Source organism: Leifsonia xyli subsp. cynodontis, assembly GCF_050632205.1.
GTDB classification, from domain to species: domain Bacteria; phylum Actinomycetota; class Actinomycetes; order Actinomycetales; family Microbacteriaceae; genus Leifsonia; species Leifsonia xyli_D.
In genome coordinates, this window is sequence record NZ_CP192578.1 from 2,450,277 (window position 1) to 2,469,115 (window position 18,839).

General features: G+C 70.7%; 17 protein-coding genes and 4 pseudogenes. 11 read left to right on the plus strand and 10 right to left on the minus strand.

What is annotated here, in order from left to right; translation table 11 throughout:
* Positions 1-120: 120 nt before the first annotated feature.
* Positions 121-774, plus strand: coding sequence for a TetR family transcriptional regulator (locus tag ACQ86M_RS12170; protein ID WP_431245639.1), 654 nt, complete (start codon positions 121-123; stop codon positions 772-774).
* Between the two features lie 18 nt (positions 775-792).
* On the opposite strand, the gene ACQ86M_RS12175 is transcribed toward ACQ86M_RS12170, so the two are convergent.
* A complete protein-coding gene (locus ACQ86M_RS12175; protein WP_431245640.1) occupies positions 793-2,445 on the minus strand; it encodes an FAD-dependent oxidoreductase in 1,653 nt (550 codons plus the stop codon).
* 108 nt (positions 2,446-2,553) lie between these two features.
* On the opposite strand from ACQ86M_RS12175, the gene ACQ86M_RS12180 reads away from it, so the two are divergent.
* Positions 2,554-2,736 carry a hypothetical protein gene (locus tag ACQ86M_RS12180; RefSeq protein ID WP_431245641.1) on the plus strand — a complete coding sequence of 61 codons (183 nt, stop codon included), beginning with the start codon at positions 2,554-2,556 and terminating at the stop codon, positions 2,734-2,736.
* 2 nt (positions 2,737-2,738) lie between these two features.
* Positions 2,739-2,996, plus strand: a complete 258-nt coding sequence (locus ACQ86M_RS12185) for a metal-sensitive transcriptional regulator (protein WP_431218928.1) — start codon at positions 2,739-2,741, stop codon at positions 2,994-2,996.
* Positions 2,997-3,003: 7 nt separating this feature from the next.
* Here the strand turns inward: ACQ86M_RS12185 and ACQ86M_RS12190 are convergent, their stop codons facing one another.
* A complete protein-coding gene (locus ACQ86M_RS12190) occupies positions 3,004-4,731 on the minus strand; it encodes an LssY C-terminal domain-containing protein (protein ID WP_431245642.1) in 1,728 nt (575 codons plus the stop codon).
* A 144-nt stretch (positions 4,732-4,875) separates the two neighbouring features.
* Here ACQ86M_RS12190 and ACQ86M_RS12195 point away from each other — a divergent pair.
* The 3 genes and pseudogenes from ACQ86M_RS12195 to ACQ86M_RS12205 all read left to right on the plus strand — a co-directional run.
* Positions 4,876-5,847, plus strand: a pseudogene (locus ACQ86M_RS12195) (ATP-dependent metallopeptidase FtsH/Yme1/Tma family protein); the annotation flags it as partial.
* Positions 5,848-5,921: 74 nt separating this feature from the next.
* A pseudogene (locus ACQ86M_RS12200) lies at positions 5,922-6,023 on the plus strand (hypothetical protein); the annotation flags it as partial.
* A gap of 105 nt (positions 6,024-6,128) precedes the next feature.
* Positions 6,129-6,770 (plus strand): hypothetical protein, encoded by a 642-nt coding sequence (locus tag ACQ86M_RS12205; RefSeq protein ID WP_431247883.1) that lies wholly within the window; start codon positions 6,129-6,131, stop codon positions 6,768-6,770.
* Here the strand turns inward: ACQ86M_RS12205 and ACQ86M_RS12210 are convergent.
* Positions 6,756-7,824, minus strand: a pseudogene (locus tag ACQ86M_RS12210) (zinc-dependent alcohol dehydrogenase). The gene ACQ86M_RS12205 and the pseudogene ACQ86M_RS12210 sit on opposite strands and share 15 nt — an antisense overlap.
* A 115-nt stretch (positions 7,825-7,939) precedes the next feature.
* Between ACQ86M_RS12210 and ACQ86M_RS12215 the strand changes: the two are divergent.
* Complete coding sequence (locus tag ACQ86M_RS12215; RefSeq protein WP_431218932.1) at positions 7,940-8,491, plus strand: flavodoxin family protein; 552 nt, start codon at positions 7,940-7,942, stop codon at positions 8,489-8,491.
* Positions 8,492-8,853: 362 nt separating this feature from the next.
* On the opposite strand, the pseudogene ACQ86M_RS12220 reads toward ACQ86M_RS12215, so the two are convergent.
* A pseudogene (locus ACQ86M_RS12220) lies at positions 8,854-9,561 on the minus strand (Abi family protein); the annotation flags it as partial.
* A 186-nt stretch (positions 9,562-9,747) separates the two neighbouring features.
* Positions 9,748-10,509: an SDR family NAD(P)-dependent oxidoreductase gene (locus ACQ86M_RS12225; RefSeq protein WP_431245643.1), complete on the minus strand. Its 762-nt coding sequence runs from the start codon at positions 10,507-10,509 to the stop codon at positions 9,748-9,750.
* Positions 10,510-10,637: 128 nt separating this feature from the next.
* Between ACQ86M_RS12225 and ACQ86M_RS12230 the strand changes: the two genes are divergently transcribed.
* The gene (locus ACQ86M_RS12230) at positions 10,638-11,354 is read left to right on the plus strand and encodes a BON domain-containing protein (RefSeq protein WP_431245644.1); all 717 of its coding nucleotides are present in this window, start codon (positions 10,638-10,640) and stop codon (positions 11,352-11,354) included.
* A gap of 30 nt (positions 11,355-11,384) precedes the next feature.
* Positions 11,385-12,131 carry a hypothetical protein gene (locus ACQ86M_RS12235; protein WP_431245645.1) on the plus strand — a complete coding sequence of 249 codons (747 nt, stop codon included), beginning with the start codon at positions 11,385-11,387 and terminating at the stop codon, positions 12,129-12,131.
* A gap of 55 nt (positions 12,132-12,186) precedes the next feature.
* On the opposite strand, the gene ACQ86M_RS12240 is transcribed toward ACQ86M_RS12235, so the two are convergent.
* The 3 genes from ACQ86M_RS12240 to ACQ86M_RS12250 form a co-directional block, all read right to left on the minus strand.
* Complete coding sequence (locus tag ACQ86M_RS12240) at positions 12,187-12,666, minus strand: MarR family winged helix-turn-helix transcriptional regulator (protein WP_431245646.1); 480 nt, start codon at positions 12,664-12,666, stop codon at positions 12,187-12,189.
* Between the two features lie 204 nt (positions 12,667-12,870).
* A complete protein-coding gene (locus ACQ86M_RS12245; protein ID WP_431245647.1) occupies positions 12,871-13,524 on the minus strand; it encodes an MBL fold metallo-hydrolase in 654 nt (217 codons plus the stop codon).
* A 54-nt stretch (positions 13,525-13,578) separates the two neighbouring features.
* Positions 13,579-14,436: a universal stress protein gene (locus ACQ86M_RS12250; protein WP_431245648.1), complete on the minus strand. Its 858-nt coding sequence runs from the start codon at positions 14,434-14,436 to the stop codon at positions 13,579-13,581.
* A 305-nt stretch (positions 14,437-14,741) separates the two neighbouring features.
* Between ACQ86M_RS12250 and ACQ86M_RS12255 the strand changes: the two genes are divergently transcribed.
* Complete coding sequence (locus tag ACQ86M_RS12255) at positions 14,742-15,878, plus strand: polymer-forming cytoskeletal protein (RefSeq protein ID WP_431245649.1); 1,137 nt, start codon at positions 14,742-14,744, stop codon at positions 15,876-15,878.
* 35 nt (positions 15,879-15,913) lie between these two features.
* Complete coding sequence (locus tag ACQ86M_RS12260; protein WP_431218942.1) at positions 15,914-16,138, plus strand: DUF1918 domain-containing protein; 225 nt, start codon at positions 15,914-15,916, stop codon at positions 16,136-16,138.
* Here ACQ86M_RS12260 and ACQ86M_RS12265 read toward each other — a convergent pair.
* A complete protein-coding gene (locus tag ACQ86M_RS12265) occupies positions 16,114-16,326 on the minus strand; it encodes a hypothetical protein (RefSeq protein ID WP_431218943.1) in 213 nt (70 codons plus the stop codon). The two genes, ACQ86M_RS12260 and ACQ86M_RS12265, sit on opposite strands and share 25 nt — an antisense overlap.
* Positions 16,327-16,412: 86 nt before the next feature.
* On the minus strand, positions 16,413-18,806 hold the full coding sequence (gene ppsA, locus ACQ86M_RS12270) for a phosphoenolpyruvate synthase (RefSeq protein WP_431245650.1): 2,394 nt from the start codon (positions 18,804-18,806) through the stop codon (positions 16,413-16,415).
* Positions 18,807-18,839 lie beyond the last annotated feature (33 nt).

Below are 18,839 nucleotides of genomic sequence, written 5' to 3' on the forward strand. Positions count from 1 at the left end.
TTCATGAACCACGCGTTACCTATGAACCCTCTGGGCGTGTCCTCTGTGAGCCCTTTCAGAATGGACAGGCGCTGGCCCCTTCCGGCGACTACCGCAACGGCGTTGCGCTAATCTGGTGACATGGCAGAGTCCACGACCTTCCAGCGCGCACGCTCCGCCGAGGCGAAGGCCCTGCGGGAAGGCGCGATCCTGGATGCGGCCAGAGCGCTGGGCGCCGAGCGCGGCATCCGGGCGATCACCCTCAGCGATATCGCCGACGCGGTGGGCATGCACAAGTCGGCGATGCTGCGGTACTTCGAGACGCGGGAGGAGATCTTCCTGCGCCTGACCGCCGACGGCTGGCGGGAGTGGACGCCGGCGCTGCGCCGCCGTCTCGCCGGCGCGTCGACCGCGTCCGAGGTCGCCGAGGCCTTCGCGGGAACGCTGGCGACGCGCGGACTCTTCTGCGACCTCCTGGCGCAGACGCCGCTGAATCTGGAGCGGAACGTCTCGGTGGAGGCGGTGCGCGCCTACAAGCTGGTCAGCGGCGAGCACCTCGCGTTGATTGCGAACGCCGCCCGTGAAGCACTTCCACGGCTCTCGGACACGGCCGCTCGAGATCTCGTCGCCGTCGCCACCTCCGTGGCCGGCACCTTCTGGCAGATCTCGACCCCACCTCCGGCGATCGCCGAGCTCTACCGGAGCGACCCTCGCCTCGGGCACGCCCTCGTCGAGTTCGAGCCGCGGCTGCGCCGCATCCTCACCACGTATCTCACCGGAGCCCTGGCCTCCTGACGGCCGGGCTGCGCCTGCTCACGCCCTCGCGAACAGGGTGTGCCGCACCGACGCGCCCGCGGCCCAGGTGCGGTAGCCGCCGTCGAGGTTGACGACGTCGCGGCCGTGCTGGGCGAGGATGCGCGCGGCGGTGTGACCGCGCTGGCCGACCTGGCAGTGCACGACGAGCGGGCCGTCGGGCAGCTCGTCGAGCCGGTCGCGGAGGTCGTCGACCGGGATGTTGAGCGCACCCGGAATGCTGCCGGCGGCGTACTCGCTCGGCGTCCGCACGTCGACCAGGGTGGCCCCGGCCGCCACGACGGCGTCCAGCTCGTGCCACTGGATCGCGCGGGTGGCTCCCGTGCGGAGGTTGTCGGCGACGTAGCCCAGCTGGTTGACCGGGTCCTTCGCGGAGCCGAACTGCGGAGCGTAGGCCAGCTCGAGGCGGGTGAGGCCGGAGGCGGTGATCCCGCCGGCCATCGCGACCGCGATCACGTCGATGCGCTTGTCGACGCCCTCGCCGCCGACGATCTGCGCGCCGAGGATGGCGTCGGTCTCCGGGTCCACCAGCAGCTTGATCGACATCGACTGGGCGCCCGGGTAGTAGGTGGCGTGCGAGGCGGGGTGGGCGTGGATGACGCGGTGCGCGCGTCCCGATCCCACCAACTGCCGCTCGCTCCAGCCGACCTTGGCCGCGACGGTGTCGAAGACCTGCACGATCGCCGTGCCCAGGGCGGGCGCGTTCCGATCGTCCCGGCCGGCGATCACGTCGGCGACGGTGCGGCCGTGCCGGTTCGCGAGGCCCGCCATGGTCACCAGGGCGGGCTCGCCGCTCAGCGCGTCGGTCTTCTCCACCCCGTCGCCGACGGCGAAGATCTCCGGGCGGCTCGTGCGGTTGTCCGCGTCGACAGCGATGCCTCCCGTCGGGCCCAGGCGGAGACCGGCCGCGCGGGCGAGGTCGACGCTGGGGACGACTCCGGACGCGTCGATGATGAAGTCGGGGCGGAGCGTGCTGCCGTCGGCGAGGAGCACTGCGCCCGCCTCCACCGATTCGATCGTGACCGAGGTGCGCACGTCGACGCCGTGGCTGCGCAGCTGCGCTTCCAGCGGCGCCACCATCTCGGCGTCCAGCGGCGCGAGGATCTGCGGGCCGCGCTGGATCAGGGTGACGTGGATGCCGCGGCGCACCAGGTTCTCGACGGCCTCGAGGCCGATGAACCCGGCTCCGACGACGAGCGCGGACGGATGGTCGGCAGCGGCCTCGACCAGCGCGCCGATCGCATCCACATCCTCCACGGTGCGGAGGGTGTGCGTCGGGATGCCGGGATGGCCCGCCGCCTCGCGGGCGGAGGCCCCGACCGCGAGGATGAGCCGGTCGTAGCTCTCGACGAGCAGCTCGCCGTCGGCGAGGTCGAGGACGGAGACGGTGCGGGCGTCGGGATCGATGCCGATGACCTCGTGACCGGTGCGGACGTCGAGGCGGAAGCGCGCCGCCAGCGACTGCGGCGTCTGCAGGAGCAGGGCCGACCGGTCGCTGATGACACCGCCGACGTAGTACGGGAGGCCGCAGTTGGCGTACGAGACGTAGGGGCCGCGCTCGAAGACCACGATCTCCGCGGTCTCATCGAGCCGTCGCAGCCGGGTGGCCGCGGACATTCCCCCGGCGACTCCGCCGACGATCACCGTCTTCATCCTGGATACCTCCTGAGGGCGGTTCGTTATACCCTCCCCGGTATCGTACTATACGGAGAGGGGTATACCGGACCTGCCCCAACCAGCCCGAGAAAGCGAGAACCTGTCATGTGCTCCCCCGTCACCTGCACCGTCTGCGGCAAGACCACCTGGAGCGGCTGCGGCCAGCATGTCGCCGACGTGCGTCGGCGCGTCCCCGCCGCCCAATGGTGCGACGGGCGTCACACGGAGGCCGAGAAGGCCGCGACCGCCGGCGGCGGGTTCTTCGGCCGCGTCTTCGGGCGGCGTTGACCATGGCCGCCGACATCAAACCCGTGCTCAACCGCCTGCGCCGCGCTCAGGGGCAGCTGAACGCCGTCATCGCCGCGGTCGAGAACGGCGGGAAGTGCCGCGACGTCGTCATCCAGCTCGCCGCCGTCTCGAGTGCGCTCGACAAGGCCGGCTTCCAGATCATCTCCACCGCCATGCAGAAGTGCCTCAACGACCCGGAGGACACCTCCGACCCGATGACCGTCGAAGAGCTCGAGAAGCTCTTCATGACGCTGGCCTGAGGGGCCCTCAGCGGCCACCGAGGGGGACGACGGCAGCCCGCCCGTCCGTGAAGAAGGCGTCTCCGCCGGCGTTGTGGCCGAGCTGGGGGCGCACGACCCTCACGTAGCTCGGATGCTCCACACCGAGCGAACGGAGGAGGTACGAGCGCTCCGCGTCGACGTCGGGATCGATGTGGTGGGTCGGCAGGGGCACCTGCGAGCCGATCCCGACGCCCCTGTCGAGGCTGGCCGTCGCGACCCAGACCGGCCGGCCGTTCAGGTCGGCGGGGAGTCGCCAGATACGGGTGTGGTGCCGCTGCTGCAGGGTGTTCGCGCCGGTCGGCTTCTCGAACGCGAGGTCCTGCGGTTTCGCATCCAGGTAGGCGGGAGTGACCGGGGCCGTCAGGTACTGCTCGTTGCGGGCGGCGGTGAGGAGCTCGCGCAGTGAGTTCCCGACGGTCGGCGAATCCGCCTGGTACCAGCCGGCGGTCCGGAAGGCGTCCTCGAGCTCGCCCCGGCTCCCGACGAAGACCAGGCTGACCGGTTCCATGCGGTCCCCGGTGAGGGTCTCGCTGTAGTGCGGGAACCGGGCCAGCGTGCGCGCATCCACGCTGGTCACCTCCTCGACGGCCGTAGTGGCCGGCGCGGAATGGACAGGCGTCAGCGGTCCGCTGAAGATCGCGGCGAAGAGGGCGGTGACTGCCGCGGCGACGATGACCGGCCCTCGGTCGGCGCGGTCGACCGTCCACCACGGCACCAGCCGGAACCGCTGCGTGATCTCGACCACCGTGATGAGCACGGCGAGGATCGCGCCGCCGAGCAGCGCGGCCCCGGCCACGTCGGTCGGGTAGTGCACGCCGAAGTACACGCGGCTGATGCCGACGAGCAGGACGACGGCCACGGCGAGCAGCACGATGAGCACACGCACCAGCGAGCTCCGGGCGGATCGGAACGCCACGTACGCCGCGAGCCCGTAGACCACCGTCGCGGACAGGACGTGGCCGCTGGGGAAGCTGAACCCGGCGACCGCGACGGCGTGCAGCGCCTGGTCCGGGCGCGGTCGGTGGACGAGGAGCTTGGTGAGGTCGGAGCACAGCGTTTCGAGCCCGTAAGCGACGGCGAACAGCGCCGGGAGCCACCAGCGGCGGCGGACCAGCGCGCCGACCGTGAGCACGGCGATGAAGAAGAGGATGCCCACGAAGCCGGCCGAGAAGGTGAAGAAGGCGAAGAACCGCGTCTCCGCCGGGGTCCGCAGGCTCGGCATCAGGCTCACGACACGCTCGTCGACCGCGAGGTATGCACCGGAGGCGACGGCGCGGATGAGATTCAGGAACAGCACGAGCAGCACGGTCGTCACGACGACCCCGATCGTCAGCGCGAGACCGGTGGGCCGGTCCGTCGCGAAGCGCCGCTTCAGCCAGGGAAGAAGCCGCGGCACCCGCGCATCCACGCGCCGGATGTATTCGTTCTGCTCGATCCCCCGCGACGCCGACACCACGATCGACCAGAGGACCGTCGCGGGCGTCCGCAGGACGATGGCGAGGCTGTACAGGAGGAGCACGATCAGCAGCACCTGGACCACCAGGTCGAGCCCGAACACCGACGGCAGCCCGGCGAGGTCGAAGTACCGCAGGACGAGCGCGTTCAGCGCCGTCAGCACGATGGTCGCGACCAGGACGATCCCGTACCGGAGCGTGTCCCTCCGCAGGCGGGTTCGGTGCCCGGGCCCCGCCGCCGGCTGCTGGGCGGCATCCATACAACGGACGTTACGCTCGCTGTCCGCGCGGCGTGGAGCTCTCGATTGCCTCCGGCTGACGCCCGGGTGGCCTCTGCGTCCCGGCATGCGCCTGGCGGGCCCTTGTACCCTGCCCCCGGCGCACCCCCGGGCTTGGCTCTCGGCATGACCACTCCGCCCCCCGAACCCCGCCCGCGTCGCGCCTGGGTGCTCTGGCTGCTCCTCGCGATCGCCCTGATCGGCCTGGGGACGGTGGTGTTCCTTCCCGGGGCGCTCGGCACCCCGACGACGACGCTCACCTACTCGGCGTTCGTCACCGACGTGCAGCAGCACAAGGTCACCACGGCGACCATCGACGCCGACGGGACGGTGACCGGCACGCTCAGCTCGGGCCATCCCTACACGACCGTGATCCCGCTCCCGGTGGCCGGCCAGCCCGTGCTCGCCGCCCTCCGTTCGGCCGACGTCGCCGTGACGTTCGTCGCGGCCGCCCAGGGCGGGTTCTGGTCGAGCGTGTGGACGTGGCTGCTCATCCTGGGACCGATCGCGCTGGTCTGGTGGTTCATGGCGAGGATGGCGCGCAGAGCCGGCGCCTCGGGCGGGATCTTCGGCGTGACCCGGTCGTCGGCCAAGCTGTTCACGCCGTCCGCACGGACCACCACCTTCGCGGATGTCGCGGGCTACGAGGGCGTCAAGGCCGAGGTGTCCGAGATCGTCGACTTCCTGCGCAACCCCGAGCGCTACCGGCGGCTCGGCGCTGCGGCTCCGCGCGGCGTCCTCCTCGTCGGCCCTCCCGGAACCGGCAAGACGCTCCTGGCCAGAGCGGTCGCCGGCGAGGCGCGGGTCAATTTCTTCTCGGTGGACGGGTCGAGCTTCGTCGAGATGTTCGTCGGCGTCGGCGCCTCCAGGGTGCGCGACCTCTTCCAGACGGTGCGCTCGAGCGCCCCCGCCATCCTCTTCATCGACGAGATCGACGCGATCGGCCAGCGACGATCGAGCGCCATCTCGTACGCCTCCAACGACGAGCGCGAGCAGACGCTCAACCAGCTGCTCGCCGAGATGGACGGCTTCGAGACCTCCTCCGGCGTCGTCGTGCTCGCCGCGACCAACCGGCCGGACGTGCTGGATGCGGCGCTGCTGCGCCCGGGCGGTTCGACCGGCACATCACCGTCCCGCTGCCGAACGCCGAAGAGCGCACCGCGATCCTGGCCGTGCACTGCCAGGACAAGCCGCTCGGGCCGGACCTCGACCTGGACGTCATCGCGCGCGGGACGCCGGGGTTCTCCGGAGCCGACCTCGCGAACCTGGCCAACGAGGCCGCGATCGAGGCGGTGCGCGCCGGGCGGGAGCAGATCATGGGGTCGGACTTCACGGCGGCCCGGGACCGGCTCATCCTGGGCCGCCGCGAGAGCTCCAGCGTGCTCCTCGTCGAGGAGAAGCTGCAGGTCGCCGTCCATGAGTGCGGGCACGCCATCGTCGCTGCGCTGAGCGATCACGCCGACCCGGTCGACAAGATCACGATCCTGCCCGCCGGCGACACCCTGGGCGCCACCGAGCAGCTCCCGCTCGCCGAGCACCGCCTCCAGGGCGAGCAGGCCCTCCTCGACCGGCTGACCGTCGCGCTCGGCGGCCGTGCCGCAGAGCTGATCGTCTACCGCGAGGGCTCGACGGGAGCCGCGTCGGACCTCGCCGCCGCGACCTCGCTGGCGACCCGGATCGTGCGCGACTTCGGCCTGTCCCAGGCGCTCGGCCCGGTCGGCTATCCGACCGGGGAGGATGCGGCCGAGAGCGGAGCGACGCTGAACCGTCCGTACTCGGAGGAGACGCAGCGCGCCGTCGACACCGAGGTCGGGCGGCTCGTGCGCGAGGCCGAGGCCCGGGCGGTCGAGCTGCTCTCGCACCACCGCGCGGCCCTCGACGAGCTGTCGGCCCGCCTGTTCGACGCCGAGACGCTCGACGGGCGCGCGGTCTACGAACTGCTCGGCCGCCCCGCGCCCGGACGGATGCCGGAACTCGAGACCCGGCTCCGCCCGGAGGACCAGCGGTCAGCCCGCGGATGACGCCCGGGCGGAGCGCTCCGCCTCGGATTCCACGGGGAGGGCGCTGTGGTACGAGAACACGAGCCGGGCGGGCACCCGTCCCTGGAGGACCTCCGCGACGGCCTGGTTGACCTCGGCGAGGTGCCGGCCCTTGGCGATGACGCGCGTCCGACCCAGGCGGTGCAGTTCGAAGACCTCGACCAGGTCCTGACGGGTTCCGACGATGGACCCGATGATCGAGATGCCCTTGAGGACGGTGTCGAACACGGGGACGGTCAGGGTGCCCTCCGCGGGCAGCGAGACGAGCACGAGACGGCCTCCCCGGTTCAGCGACCGGAACGCCTGGTCGAACACGGCGGGCGCGACGGCGAGCACGATCGCGACATCCGCTCCGCCGAGGTGCTGGATGGCCGTGACCGGGTCCACCTCGGACGCGTTGACGGCGTGGTCGGCGCCGAGCTCGACGGCCAGGTCCAGCTTCTCCTCCGTGATGTCCACCGCGATGACCTGGGCACCGACGAGGCGCGCGTACTGCACGGCCAGGTGGCCGAGGCCTCCGATGCCGAACACGGCGACCCGCTCCCCGGGACCACCCGGGCGTTCTTCACTGCCGCGTAGGTGGTGACGCCGGCGCAGGTGAGGGGGCGGCGTCGAACGCGTCGACCCCGTCGGGCACCGGCACGGCGAAACGGGCGTCCGCCACGGCGTACTCGGCGTAGCCGCCGTCGATCGAGTAGCCGGTGTTGAGTTGGCGCTCGCACAGGTTCTCGCGCCCGTCGATGCAGTAGCGGCACTCGCCGCAAGCGTGGCCCAGCCACGGCAGCGCGACCCGCTGGCCGACCCGGCGAGCGGTGACGCCGTCGCCCAGGCGCTCGACGATGCCGACGCCCTCATGGCCCGGCACGAACGGCAGGCCGGCCTTGACCGGCCAATCGCCGTCGATGGCGTGGATGTCGGTGTGGCACAGCCCGCACGCCTCGAGGCGGACCAGGACCTGGCCGGGGCCGGGCGACGGGATGGGCCGGTTCTCGATGGTCAGCGGCTCACGGTAGCTGCTCACAACGGCTGCGCGCATGGTGGTGCTCCTTCCGGTTTCTCACGCCAGTGTCGGTCCGGCGGCCCGTCCGCCGCCGGGCCGAAGGTCCTTCGACCCTGCCGCCGCCTCCGGCCGGCATCGCACACTGGGGCCCATGAACGAGACACCTCCGATCGCGCGGGTCACCGTGCTCTACGAGTCCATGTTCGGCAACACCCGGCAGATCGCGGAAGCGATCGCCGACGGTCTGAGGCCGGTCGCCACGGTGACCGTCCTCCCCGTCAAGGACGCGCCGGAGTCGATCGACGACGACCTGCTCGTCATCGGCGCCCCCACGCACGCCCACGGAATGAGCCGCCCCGCCACCCGCGTCGAGGCGGGCAAGTGGGCGGACGACACGGCGCGCCACCTCACCCTCGAACCCGACGCGCAGGGCATCGGCCTGCGGGAGTGGCTGGAGACCTGCGGGCACGTCCCGCCGCGGTTCGCCGCCTTCGCCACTCGCGCCAATGTCCCCGAGATCTTCTCCGGCTCCGCAGCAGCGGGTCTGGAGAAGAGGATGCGCAAGCTCGGGTCGAAGCGGTTCGTGACCAGCCAGAACTTCGTCGTCGACAAGGAGAGCGTCCTGGAACCGGGCGAGCTCGACCGCGCCGAGGACTGGGGCCGCACGCTGGCGACCGAACTGCGGATGCCGGTCCTGCGCTGAGGCTCTTCGCAACGCGGTTGGTCGACTGCCTCGCCCATACTCAGGCGGTGGCGTCGTTCGAGTGTGTGTGGCCGCCCGACTGAAGACGCTGCCAAAAGGGCCTGCTCTTCCCATCCGGCGGGCGCTCCCATGTCTTTGGTCGAAAGCGCTCCTGACGGAAAGCTGTTGAGATGCGCGGCTAAGCGATGATTCCAGTCGCAATCCGGGTCGATCACGCTGAGTAGGTAGGCCATCACAGCAAGCGCGTTGTAAACACCGAACTGCTCCTTAGATCCCGATGCGTCCCGTAAGTGATCCAGCATGGGCACTTTCCCCGTGCCCGGCCTACTCGGCGCGACAACCAGCTTCCGGTTGAACAGGCGCGCGTGATGGGCCGAGACGTTCCGCACATAGTTGATGCTGGCGATCCAACTTGCGAACAGCTTTTTGGTCGGCACCCGGTATGAATTCGCAATCGATGTGGCCAAGTCGCTTTGCAGAGCCGAATACAGCCGGCCAAGGTGCCCCAGTTCGAGGATCTCGGTCAGGGCCCAGATCGGCAGCGCTCCGTCGTACTGGTCACGAAAGTGCGCGACGAAAGCTTCGTCGGACCCATTCTGACGCTCTTGAATTCGCTCGAGCCATTGCTCTAAGCCACTCGTGGGCACACCCCTTTCCGTGTCAATGACTGTGGTCGCGAACGACGGGACGAAGTTGTGGGGATGGCGATGCGCATAGGCCGAACGCCGCCCGAGCGTGTAGCCGATCTGCATGCGCAGAGATATTTCGATACGCTCCACAGCCTCGAGCACCAGTATGCGTAGGGCCCGGTCGTAGTCGATCAGTTGGGCGGCGTAGGCGACGGATGTGCCGGAACGATAACGGCTGAGCACCCGGATGCGTGATCGGCCGGCCTTGTCGACGTAGGCCTCGGACTCACGGCATGGATAGAGATACCCGGTGAGTCGGTAATAGCCGACCTGCTTCAAGAGCTCGTCAGCATCCGAACGTGAACCAATGGTGACGCCGCGACTTTCCAGCTTGTCGATCTGCTCATCGACGCTCAACCACGGCTTCGTGTACTCGGCCACGATCCTCCCGGTTAAAGAAAATCAGCCCGAGCTGTTAAGCGAGCGGGCTGATCGTGATGTGAGTACTCTAACACAGCACAGATGTCATCCTGGGGGCCTTCGCGAGCTATCCCGAGCGCCACGCACGCGGCTCGACCGGCGTCAGCGTCGGTCTCAATGGGGAAACGGAACCAGGCATCCGCCGGCTCAGATGACCGACCAGCCGTTGTCGCTGGGCAGCACCACTCCGTTGACGTTGCTGGAGTCGTCGCTCAGGAGCCAGGCGATCGCGGCGGCCAGCTCCTCGGCGGTGGCGGGCTGCGGCACGTTGGTCTGCATGTACGGGCCCATCCGCTGACCGGCGAAGGGCGAGCGGAAGTCGGCCTGGATGTTCGTGATGGTCGCCCCGGGCGCCACCGCGTTGCAGCGGATCCCCGAGGGGCCGTAGAAGAACGCCGTGCTGCGGGTGAACCCGTTCACGGCGTGCTTCGAGGTCGTGTAGGCGGCGCCCGCGGCGGACCCGCGCAGCGCCGCCTCCGACGAGACGTTGACGATCGTCCCGGCGCCTCGCTCCAGCATCCCGGGCAGAGCCGCTCTCGTCAGCCGCATGATCGCGGTGACGTTCACGCGCAGCACGCGGTCCCAGACAGCGTCCTCCACCTCCGCCGGCGGCAGGAAGTCGTCCATGATGCCGGCGATGTTCGCGAGGGATGTGACCGACCCATCGGCGACCTGGACCACCTCGGAGACGACCGTCTCGTCGCTGACATCCCCGGCGACCGTGAGGAGGCGGTCCTGCGGGGACTCCTCGGCGAGCGCGGTCAGCCGCTCCTCGCTGATGTCGGTCGCGATCACGACGGCGCCCTCGGCGAGGAGCCGGAGTGCTGTCGCCCGGCCGATGCCGGACCCGGCGCCGGTCACGATGACCCGCGCCCCGTCGAAGCGGCCGGGGACGATGTGAGTGCTCATAGCGGATGGTTCCCTTCCGGGCCGCCTGGCGCGGCCGCGTTCCGGGCGACAGCGTAGGAGTGGCTGCGCGCGGCGGGGAGGGACCTTCGACTCTCGCGGGAAGCATCCGGCTCGGCGACCCTTCTTCCATGGACAGCAGCAGCACGATGACCAGCCCCCGCAACGGCCAGCCGGACCACAGCGGACCGTTCGACGACCTCGCGATCCGGCACGCCGTCGAGGCGGAGCTCGCCTGGGCGCCCAATGTGGACAGCGCCGGGATCGGCGTCGGCGTGACGGACGGCGTCGTGACGCTCAGCGGGGACGTCTCCTCGCTCACCGAGCGGACCGCCGCGGTCGCGGCCGCGCGGCGCGTGGCCGGCGTGCGGACCGTCGCGGCTGAGCTCCGCCTGCCGGCCGGCGAGGGGGAGCCCTCCGGCCACAAGCTCGCGGCCGCGGTGGACGGGATCCTCGCGTGGACGACCGGCGTCCCCCACGAGGGCATCACGGCCGACGTGCACGGTCACCGGGTCGTCCTGTCGGGAACCGTCGACTGGGACTGGCAGCGCGTCGCGGCCAAGAAGGCGGTGGAGCGGATCTTCGGCGTCCACGAGGTGGAGAGCCGGATCGAGCTGACCCGGCGTCCGGAGGCCGGCGACGTGCGGGAGCAGATCCGCAGCGCCATCGTGCGGAGCGCCATCCTCGACGCCGCCCGCGTGCAGGTGACGGTCGACGGCTCCGAGGTTACCCTCACCGGGCGCGTCGGCTCCTGGCTGGAGCGGTCGCAGGCGGTGCGCACGGCGTGGGCGTCGCCGCATGTGACGGCCGTCCACGACCTGCTCGTGGTGGACACGGGCGAGCACTGAACGGAGCGCAAGCACGGAAGAGGAGGCACGGTGGAGCGCCAGGTTCATGTCGACCTGATCGCGGAGGTCATCGACGCTCCGGCTCAGGGGCGCCCGTCGGGCTGGGAGAGCGCGCCCGAGTCGGATCTGCGACGGCTCTGGGCCCAATCGTGGGTGAATGCGGGCTTCACCGATCCGGACGAGGTGGCCGCCTGGATCGCGGAGGGAGTGCACCACGCCGGAATCGCCGCCGAGGCCTATTCCGCGGGCTTTCGCCCGGGGGACCCTTGGGTGAAGCGCTCGGATGCCACGCTCGTCCCTCTCCGGCGCGAGCCTCTCACCGCCCCGGGCTGGTTCGTCGTACGCGCGAATCGCGCGCGAGCCCGTCGCGAGTGGCGGGCCCGAGAAGCCGCGAAGCTGCGCGCCGAGAAGCTGTTCGACGAGCAGATGCGCGAGCTTGCCTGGTTGGCTCGCTCGCTGGACTTCGATGAGGGATTCGGAGCCCTCAGTCTCGAGCTCATCGGCAGATCCGACGTGCCCGTGATCGAGGCCGATGTCCTCCGCGGATACGACGAGTACGCTGATGCGCTGGTACTGCTGCGCGAACGACAGGCTTCCGCGGCCGCCTCCGGAGACGACGAAGCGGGCATCCAGAGCGATGCGCAGCGCTGGTACGGAGTGAGCGAGGTCATCGGCCGCCACCTCCACGTATGCGACGGCCCCATCCGCCGCACGATCGAGGCGCAGCTCGCGGTCGACCGGGCCTGGCTCGATCAGCTGCGACGGCCCCGGCAGTGACGGAGGAGAACATCGAGGAGCGCTGAGATGACGGCGGTCGCGCGGTCGCTCTCGTTCACAGGCAGGACCCCCGATCGACCGTCTCGCCGATGATGGCGAACAGCATGCGGCGCAGGCGCGCGACGTCCTCGTCCGTGAAAGCGCCGAGCGCGTCCCGCTCGGCGGTCTCGGCGGAGGCCGCGGTCATCTTCCGCAGCCGCTCCCCCTCGTCCGTGATAGCCGGGATGCGCGCGCGGCGGTCGCGCGGATCCGGCCGCCGTTCGACCAGCCCGGCACGTTCGAGCCGGTCGAGCTGGCTCATCAGGGTCGTCTTGTCCAGCCCGAGCGCCCTCCCCAGCTCGATCTGGGTCAGGCCGGGGGTCTTGTGCAGCGCGCTGAGGACGATGTACTCGCGTAGGCCGAGGTCGTGGACGGCGGCCTCGGATTCCGTCACGGCGTGCATGCGCTGCGCCGCACGGTGCAGCAGCCAGGTGATCTCCGCCTCCGGGCCGGGCGCGAAGGCGTCCCCGATCTCGGCGACCTCCGGATGCGTCATCGCGTACCCCCGCGGCCGGCTCGGGCGACAGCAACGGGATGGCGCCGTACGCATCGCGGTCATGCGAGGGAACGATGTGCATCACGTCGCTCAGTGCGATCACGCGGGCGAGGTTGGTCCGCACCTCGCGTGCGTCGAGGTCCGCCAGCTTCCGCATCAGCCAGGGACGCTCCAGGCGCTCGGTGACGCCGTCCAGCTGCCAGGTCAGGTCGCCGATGAACGCGAACCGCTCCCCTCCGGCAGGGTCACGAACACGACCACCGACCCCGAGGTGTGGCCGCCGGCCTTCGCCACGACGACCGAGCCGTCCCCGTACACGTCATGGCTGGCGGGGAAGCCGAGGTATTCCGGCCCGTCGAAGGCGTACTCGTGGATGGGCAGACCCTCCGACACCGCCCGGTACACCGCGCCGTGCGCGTCCTCGGCGCCGTAGGTCAGTTCGTCTCGGTTGATCCAGACCGGCACCCGGAGGCTGTCCAGGCCGCTCACGTGGTCCCAGTGCACATGCGTGACGAGCACGCCGAGGAGGCGGCTGCGGTCGTATCCGGCCGCATCCAACTGCTCGGCGACCGTGCGCGAGAGCGTGAACGGCGCGCGCTCCATCCGTGCCAGCATGCCGACGTGGTCCGACACGTGCGCGCCGAACCCGGCGTCGATGAGAAGGTCCCCCTCGGGATGCTGCACGAGCACGGCGGAGGCGGCGAACTGCCGCTTGTCCGAGAAGGAACCGCCCTGGATCGCGAAGGCGGCGCGAGTCTCATAGGTGCCGGTCGGCAGGTGATGGATGCTCATCGAGGCGGGTGGCTGCGCCTCGGGCAGTGGGCCGCGCCAGGGGGCGGCTGCGATACGGGTGGTCATACGACAATCATCCGACCTCAGATTATCCGAGTCAAGACGATCGTGCTGGACCGGTCAGACCAGGCACTCCGGTGCAACCACGATCGTCGGCACCTCGATGCGCAGGATCATGGAGTGGCTCACCGACCCGAGCAGGAACCGGTCGATCCCGCGGGTCTGCTGGGTGCCGAGCACGAGAAGGGATGCGGTGCGGGCCTGCTCGGCCAGCGCGTAGTCCACCTGGTGCCGGGTGAGGTGCGACGTGATCTCGAGATCGGGATTACTGCTGCGGAGGCTGTGCAGCACCGCGTCCAGCATCCGGGCGTGCTCCTCCTCGAGCTCGCCGAGCAGCGTTCCCTCGGCGCGGATGTCGGAGACAGCGATCATCGGGTCGAGCCAGGAGTGCACGACGAGCAGTTCCTGGCCCAGCCGGCGGGCCTCCCTCGCGGCGAACCGCGCCGCCTTCAGCGCGACCTCCGAGCCGTCGATGCCGACGACCACACGCGACCGGTTCTGCTCCGGGAGGGCGGGGATGACGGCAAGCGCGCCGCGGACACCGGCGGCCAGCCGCGCACCGAGCGACCAGTGGTACCGCGAGCGCAGGCCCGTGCGCTGCCCGGTCCCGACCACCACGAGGTTGTCGGGGCGCGAGAAGCCCCGGAGCTCGTCGAGCCGCCCACCGGCCATGACGTGGGTGTAGACGCGGAGCCCGGGATGGTCGGCCGAGAGCCGCTCGGCCTGCCGGTCGGCGTCCTCGTGGCGGCGGGCGACCATCTGCGGCGTCACCACCTCGCCGGGTACCGGGCGCTGCGAGTCCTCCACGTCCACCAGGAGGATGCCGTCGCCGTTCTGCTCAGCGCGCTGCACCGCCCACTCCAGCGCGATGTCGGCCTCCAGGGAGCCATCCCAACCGACGACCGTCCGCTCGCTCATGTCCGCTCCCCTCCACGGCGGCGAAGGAGAACGCCCCGTTGCTGGACGACTCCATCGTGCTCGGGCGACGGCGGCGACCGCGGGACTTTGGCCCTGCGGGCTGAGGGAAGCCGACGGGCCCCTCGGCGGTTGGGGGATACCGCCCGACACCCGTCGGCGACATCACGGTATCCGGTGCGCGCAGCGAACCACCAGTAGACGCAGCGGGTTCGCGGGACCTTGGGCCCTCGTGCCGATCCGACCCCCACCGGCACGCTGAGACGGCAGGACCCGCGCACGCGGGCCGCGTCAGAGGGGGTACTGACATGAACATGCGCTCGCGCGCCACCCGGGTCTTCGCCGCCGTGGCGGCCGTCGCCCTCGTGGTGCTCTGCGCCGGAGCGGCGCAGCGCCCGGCCACGGCGGACGGACAGGTGACCAACGGGCAGGGCCCGCATTTCTACAGCGGGACCGCGATCGATGTCGCCGGCCCGGTGGACGGGGACGTGTACGCCGCCGGCCAGAGCGTCACCATCACCGGCGCCGTCCGCGGCGACGTCATCGCCGCCGCGCAGAGCATCACCATCAGCGGCACCGTGGACGGAAACGTGCGGCTGGCCGCGCAGAACGTCACCCTCACCGGCGACGTGACCCGCAGCGGTACGATCTTCGCCGCCAGCCTCCTGGTCGACCGGCAGGCGAGGATCGGCCGCGACCTCGTCACCGCCGGCAGCTCCATCCGCCTCGCCGGTCGCATCGGGCGGGATGTGGTGGCGAGCGTCGCCGATCTCACGGTCGACGGCACGATCGGCGGCGACCTCACCTACTCGAGCAGTGCAGCAGCGCACATCCGCCCGGACGCTGTGGCTGGCACCGTCGAGCATGTCCAGCCGCAGCAGGCGCCGCGCGTCGAGGTGTCGCCGTGGGCCATCGCCGGCGGGTGGCTGCTGGGCGTGCTCTACGCGCTGGTCGCCCTCAGCCTGATCATGCTCGCAGCCGCGCTCCTCGTACCGAAGTGGCTGAACCGGGTGACGGACGAACTCTTCCCGTCGCCGTGGCGCGCACTGCTGGTGGGGTTGGTCGCCGCGATCGTCGTCCCCATCGCGCTGCTCTTCCTGCTGGTGACCATCATCGGCGCGCCGCTGGCGCTCGGTCTGATCCTCATCTGGATCGTGCTCACGCTGGCGACGTTCGTGTTCAGCGCCCACTACCTCGGCCGCCTCATCCTGCGCGGGCACCACCACCCGGTGCTCACCTCGTTCGTCGGCGGTGTGATCCTCATCGTCGGGCTGCAGATCCCCTGGCTCAACATCCTCGTCTGGGCCGCCATGGTGCTCTTCGGCCTGGGAGCCGAGCTGCTGGCCTTCCGCCGGGAGCGCCCGTGGGAGACCGGCGTGGGCCCGGCCGGGCGGACCGCCGTCGCAGCAGGGCCCGCGGCGCCGGTCGTCGAGCAGCAGTCGTAGCGGCACATAGCCGCGCGTACCGGAAGGAGAAGGCCATGCGCGCTTCCGTCGGAGAGTTCCTGGTCGTTGCGTCACGACACGTCGATGAGCCGTCCCGGGTCGGATTGATCCTGGAGGTCCACGGTCAGGACGGCGAGCCGCCGTACGTCGTGAAATGGGAGGACGACGAGTCCACCACGATCATCTTCCCCGGGTCCGACGCACACGCGGAGGCCCGGGGTGGCGGAGCCGAGGGTCAGTCCGCAAAGCGCGACCACTGATCGGTCGGCAGTTCCACTTCATCGCCGGCCCGCTCGATCACCCAGCAGCCGTCACGGAGGTCGACGAACCGCCCGGCGAGGGTCTGCGGCGACCACTCCCCCGTGGGGAACTGCATCCACCGCACCAGGTGGATGAGGGTCCCCTTGCGGGGTTTGGCGCCCGGCGCCAGCTCGATGTCTACACTCACGCCGATCCCCTCCATCGGGTCTGCTTCTGAGACCAGTATCACGAGCGCGGGCAGACCACCGCCGGGCCGAAGGTCCCGCCGCCGGGTCAGCGCGCGAGCGCCGCTCCGGCCCGCTGCTCCGCCTCGGCGATCCGGCCGATCGTGCGCACGAAACTGTCGGGGTTGAGCGAGATGGAGTCGATGCCGCACTCCACGAGGAACTGCGCGAACTCCGGATGATCGCTCGGCCCCTGGCCGCAGATCCCGATCTTGATGCCGGCGGCGTGGCATTCGTCGATGGCACGGGCGATCATCCACTCGACCGCCGGATCCCGCTCGTCGAAGAGCGCCGCCAGCCGGTCGGAGTCGCGGTCCACGCCGAGCACGAGCTGCGTCAGATCGTTGGAGCCGATCGAGAAGCCGTCGAACCGGGCCGCGAACTCGGAGGCGCGGATGACGTTCGACGGGATCTCGCACATCATGTAGACCTGCAGCCCATTCTCGCCGCGCACCAACCCGTTCGCCGCGAGCTCCGCGAGCACGCGGTCGGCCTCGACCGGCGTGCGGCAGAACGGCACCATGACGATGATGTTCCCGAAGCCGATCTCCTCCCGCACCCGCTTGAGCGCGCGGCACTCCAGCGCGAACGCCTCGCGATACGCGGGGTCGTAGTAACGCGACGCCCCGCGGAAGCCGAGCATCGGGTTCTCCTCGGGCGTCTCGAAGGCCTCACCGCCGATGAGGTGCCCGTACTCGTTCGCCTTGAAGTCGCTGAGGCGGACGATCACATCGTGCGGATGGTACGGCGCCGCCAGCTTCGCGAGCCCGCGCGCCAGCGTCTCCACGAAGAACTCCGCGGGGTCGGCGAAGCCGGCCGTCAGCTCGCTTATGCGGCGGCGGTCGATCTCGGTCACCCGCTCCGGATGCACGAGTGCCATCGGGTGCACGGCGATCAGGTTGCTGATGATGAACTCCATGCGGGCGAGCCCGACACCGGCGGCGGGCAGCCGCCACCAGCGGAAGGCGGCCGCGGGGCTCGCGACGTTGACCATCACGTTGGTCCGGGTCGACGGCAGGTCGCTCAGGTCGACCCGCAGCTGCTCGAACGGGAGCCGGCCGCCGTAGACGTGGCCCACATCCCCCTCGGCGCAGGAGATCGTCACGGACCGACCGTCGACCAGGGTCTCGGTCGCAGTCCGGGCGCCCACGACCGCCGGCACGCCGAGCTCGCGGCTGACGATGGCGGCGTGACTCGTCGAGCCGCCGTGATCGGTGATGATGCCGGAGGCGCGGGTCATGATCGACACCCAGTCCGGGTCGGTCATCTCGGCCACGAGGATGGATCCGTCGCGGAAGCGCGCGATGTCGGCGGCGTCCCGGATCACGCACACCTCACCGGCGGCGATCGCGTCGCCGACCGCGGTGCCCGAGAGCAGCAGCTCGCCGGGCTCGGTGAGCCGGTACTCCGTGAACGTGGTGGCGCTGCGGGTCGACTGCACGGTCTCCGGCCGCGCCTGGACGAGGTAGAGCAGCCCGGACTCGCCGTCGCGTGCCCACTCCAGATCCATCGGCCGGCCGTAGTGCTTCGCGACGATGACCGCCCAGCGGGCGAGCTGCAGGATCTCGTCGTCGTCGAGCACGAACGCCCTCTGCTTGCGCGCGGGGGTGTCGATGATCCGGGTGCGCCGCGTCCCTCCCCGGCCGTACACCATCGTGCGGGCCTTGGCCCCCAGCGTCCGCTCGATGATCGGGGACGCGCCGGGCTCATCCAGCAGCGGGGTGAAGACGAGGTAGCGATCCGGATCGACCGCGCCCTGCACCACCAGCTCGCCCAGGCCCCAGGCGGCGCTGATCACGGCGACGCGTGGGAAGCCGGTGTCGGTGTCGAGCGAGAACATCACGCCCGACCCGCCCAGGTCCGAGCGGACCATGCGCTGCACGCCGATGGAGAGCGCCACGGCGAGGTGGTCGAAGCCCTTGGCCTCGCGGTAGCTGATGGCCCGGTCGGTGAAGAGGGAGGCGTAGCAGCGGCGGCAGGCGTCGAGCAGCTGCTGCTCGCCCACCACGTTGAGGAAGGTCTCCTGGGCGCCGGCGAAGCTCGCCTCCGGCAGGTCCTCCGCGGTGGCGCTGCTGCGGACCGCCACGGCAGGAGCATCGCCGCCGCCGCGCTCGCCCAGGAGCCGGTAGGCCGAGAGGATGGCGTCCGCCGTGCCCGCCGGGAACGCCCCCCGCAGGAACAGCCCGCGCAACGCCTCCCCGGTCTCCCGGAGCCCCGCCTCCCCCGAGCGGAAGCGCCGGAGCCGCTCGCGCATCTCCGGCTCGATGCCGTTCTCGGCGACATAGGCGCGATACGCGGAGGCCGTCGTGGCGAAGCCCTCCGGAACGCGGACGCCCTGCTCACCGAGCGACCTGATCATCTCCCCCAGCGAGGCGTTCTTGCCTCCGACCCGGGGAACGTCGGTCATGCCGACGCGTTCGAACCACACGACATCGTCGTCCATGGGCCCACGCTACGTTCGCATCCGGCCACAGAC